The organism is Piscirickettsia litoralis (assembly GCF_001720395.1).
Lineage (GTDB): Bacteria > Pseudomonadota > Gammaproteobacteria > Piscirickettsiales > Piscirickettsiaceae > Piscirickettsia > Piscirickettsia litoralis.
Map to the genome: position 1 here is coordinate 29,185 of NZ_MDTU01000002.1, position 3,468 is coordinate 32,652.

4 protein-coding genes are annotated in these 3,468 nt (G+C 33.4%); 3 read left to right on the top strand and 1 reads right to left on the bottom strand.

Annotation, left to right across the window (positions count from 1 at the left end; all coding sequences use genetic code 11):
• The coding region (locus tag BGC07_RS22730) for a hypothetical protein (RefSeq protein WP_235603448.1) at positions 1-229 on the bottom strand (229 nt) is incomplete at its 3' end.
• 714 nt (positions 230-943) lie between these two features.
• On the opposite strand from BGC07_RS22730, the gene tpx reads away from it, so the two are divergent.
• The 3 genes from tpx (at position 944) to BGC07_RS15150 (ending at position 2,977) form a co-directional block, all read left to right on the top strand.
• Positions 944-1,435, top strand: coding sequence for a thiol peroxidase (tpx, locus tag BGC07_RS15140; protein WP_069313924.1), 492 nt, complete (start codon positions 944-946; stop codon positions 1,433-1,435).
• Positions 1,436-1,588: 153 nt separating this feature from the next.
• Complete coding sequence (locus BGC07_RS15145; protein WP_069313925.1) at positions 1,589-1,816, top strand: hypothetical protein; 228 nt, start codon at positions 1,589-1,591, stop codon at positions 1,814-1,816.
• Between the two features lie 45 nt (positions 1,817-1,861).
• Positions 1,862-2,977 (top strand): MFS transporter, encoded by a 1,116-nt coding sequence (locus BGC07_RS15150; RefSeq protein WP_069313926.1) that lies wholly within the window; start codon positions 1,862-1,864, stop codon positions 2,975-2,977.
• Positions 2,978-3,468: the final 491 nt, after the last annotated feature.

Sequence of the window (3,468 nt, forward strand, 5' to 3'; positions counted from 1 at the left end):
TATCTTTAGAACTAGTTTCTACTCCTAAAAGTGGCGAACCCCTATCAGGTTTATTTATAAACCCTTTACTTTCACATTGATAACAAATAGCGCAAGTAGAAGAAAATGAATTACAAATAGCACAGTTACCATTAGAAAATTTAGCAAGATTTTTTATGTTTTCACGATTAGCCTGCCTTGTCTGAAAATTAGAAAATAGACCGGGAAGCTTTCTAGGTTTTTTTGGCACTATATAACGTCCTTATTCTTGTCCCACTTCACTTTGCCAGTAACACAGAGAATTTTATTAAATAACTAGCCTAACAACAGAATCGAATTCTATTTCCTTTTTGCTGATGTTCCACGGCAGTAAAGCACCGTAGGTAATGGATATATAATATTAGACTTCCTTGTTTGCATCATCCCAGCTAAGTATTCCGTGGCTTGCAGCAAATGATTTATATAAAGAATTCATATAATAGCTACTATTAAATCCGACTATTGTGAATAGCAATATAGTAGATATTGATAAAACCAAAGTTAGTTTCTTTAACATAAAAATTCCTTAGGGTATCATTACAATATCTAATTATTGTTGAATTTCTTTTGGCAGAAAACAGTAAACTCACTGATTCGACACTGTTGTTAAGAATTACAGCGAATTGGCCTTTTGTGGGTTTTGCCGACATTATTTGATTCATTTAGGGTATTGCACTTTAGATGACGGAGGGCGGGAACAATGGTTTTACAGGAGATGTACTGTATATCATTAGTTCTCAACTAGTTATTATCTGCGTTTGATCAATGAGAACTCGAGCTAAATTATATTGAAAGCTTATGAAAGTTGCTTGATTTAATTAGATTTTTGTGATTTCAGGAGACATAATGAAAAAATCAATGCTTGCCTTTGTGACTGCTGTGTGTGTATTCCCTTTAGTGCACGCAAGCCAAACAGTCACATTTTTTGAAGAAACCTGTTCAAGTCGCAGGGCATGCTCTTGAAGTAGGGCAACAGGCTCCAATGGTGAAGCTGATTAATCCAGAGCTGAAGCCAATCCAACTGGGGGGAGATCAAGATAAAGTGCAAGTGATTGCAACTGTTGTGTCACTAAATACTCCTGTCTGTGATGCAGAGGCGATCCGACTCAACAAAATAGCACAGCGGTATCCAGAGGTTCAGGTTACGATCGTTTCCAAGGATTTACCATTTGAAGATGCTAAGTTTAAAAAACAAAATCGTTTGAATAGTGTGGAGTTTGCGTCAGATTATCGCTCCAATGATTTTGGAAAATTGTATGGCACTAGTATAGAAAGCTCAGTGTTACAAGGGTTAGACAGTCGTACTATTTATGTGATAGATAAGAATGGAAAGGTAAGTTATAGAGAAGTTGTTGAAGAAATTTCGACTCCTCCAAGCTATCAAGCATTAGAGCAGGCAATTCAGCATACGATATAGTTAAGGAAGTTCTCATATGGCATATATTACTTTTCAGGGAAACCCATTTAACACAATTTCTCAACTTCCTGAGGGAGAAATAATGGACTTTAGTTTAACTTCTTCAGACTTGACTGAAGTTAAGTTGAGAGATATTAGAAGTGAGAATAGTCTATGAGTAAAATTATTAAGGAACTAGCTGAGCAAGCACGGAAAAATCACTTTGTTATAGCTATAACTGGTTCAGTTACCATTGATGGGCTGAGATGGCAATATGAGTACACCGGGTATGTATTGAATGTTAACGATAGTAAGGTAAAATTAGACTCATTGGTGCCTGAAAACAGAATCTATGATATAGATTTGGACAAAATCAAAGAGTTGAAATTGATATTAAAATAACTGGTTTTATATGTTTAATAAACTGATTAGCTGCTAGGATTTTTAATGAAAATAGAGGATATAAAAATTATATTACTATCAAGCTTAGGAGGGATGCTTGAATTTTATGATTTTATTATTTTTGCTATATATGCGCCTATTATAGGCCAATTATTTTTTCCAGAGTCTTCAAAGCTTGTTAGCGTTATGTATGGTCTTATGTCATTCGCACTTGGTTATATCGCCCGACCAATAGGAGGTATGGTCTTTGGTCATTTTGGTGATAAATATGGTCGTAAGAGAATATTTAGTGCAACCATCTTCATAATGGGTATTAGTACATTATTAATGGGCTTATTGCCAACATATGAAGATATAGGAGTGGCTGCTTCAATTTTATTTGTTTTATTAAGATTATTACAAGGAATGGCAATAGGTGGTGAGCTCTCAGGAGCTATTACATTTATAAGTGAACACATTGATAAGCGTAAAGCTTTAGCTATGGGTTTTCTTTATGCATTTGTTAATCTTGGTATTTTATTTGCTAGCGCAGTATTTATAATTACATCAGATAATTCATATGGTTGGAGAATAGCTGCATTGATTGGAGCCATTGCTGCAATTATTTCTTATTATATACGGGAAAAATTATCTGAAACCCCGGTATATCAAAAATTAAAAGAAAAATCGTCTATTCCATTATTTTTTCTGGCAGCAAAAGAGAAAGTGAGATTTATTTCATCATTTTTATTAATGTCATTTCTTGCTTTAATTGTTAGTATAGGGTTTTTATTTGTTAATACGTATCTTAATATTTTAAGTATACCTAAACACAATTCTGATATTATTACTATGATAGGACTAGTGATATTTACAACCTCAACACTTTTATCCGGGTACTGTGCAGACCGATTGATTAAGGCTGATAATTTACTGATGCTAGCTAGTTTAGCTATAGTATTTTTCGGATCTGTAATGTTCTTCACTGCAGGGAAAAATTATTTTTCTAATTTTAGCTACTATTTATTTTCGTTTTCTTCAGGTCCAGCAGCATCATTAATACCATTAAAAGTGAGTAAGTTATTTAAAACTAAGGTGCGATACTCAGGGGTGGGCTTATCATATAATTTAGCATTTGCTTTGTTTGGAGGCTTGTCTCCATTACTTATTGTTTTTTTATGAATAGCCATTTGCATTTAATATCAGCTCCAGCTTATTTATTGTTAATAGGCGGTATCTTTTGCGTTTTGGGCTTGAGATTTTCTAATAAATTAATTGATTAATTAAGTTATAATAATTGGGACTGGCATCTAGTAAAGTTCTTGGAGAAAACTTTTGAGATCGGCCAATAGTTTTTTGTCAATCCTATATTCAATCACCACTCAGCTTCTCTTAAAAAGAGATTGAAATATTGACTGGACACTTCCTTAAAATTTCTCATATGCTATTTTGCTTAGTTCCAAAAGTTATCAATCTCATGAATCTAGTTTTGGTTCTTATTCTCAGAAAAAAGAGCATTATAGGCACGCCAGCAGTTTGTATATATAACGTTATCAGACAGGATTTTTGATTGGCGTATTGGATTTTAGTTTTGTATTTAAAATTACTTGCATTCATATTTTATACCTTGTTTAATCAATCCAAGTGTAGCTAGTTTTTTCTTTATATTCCTC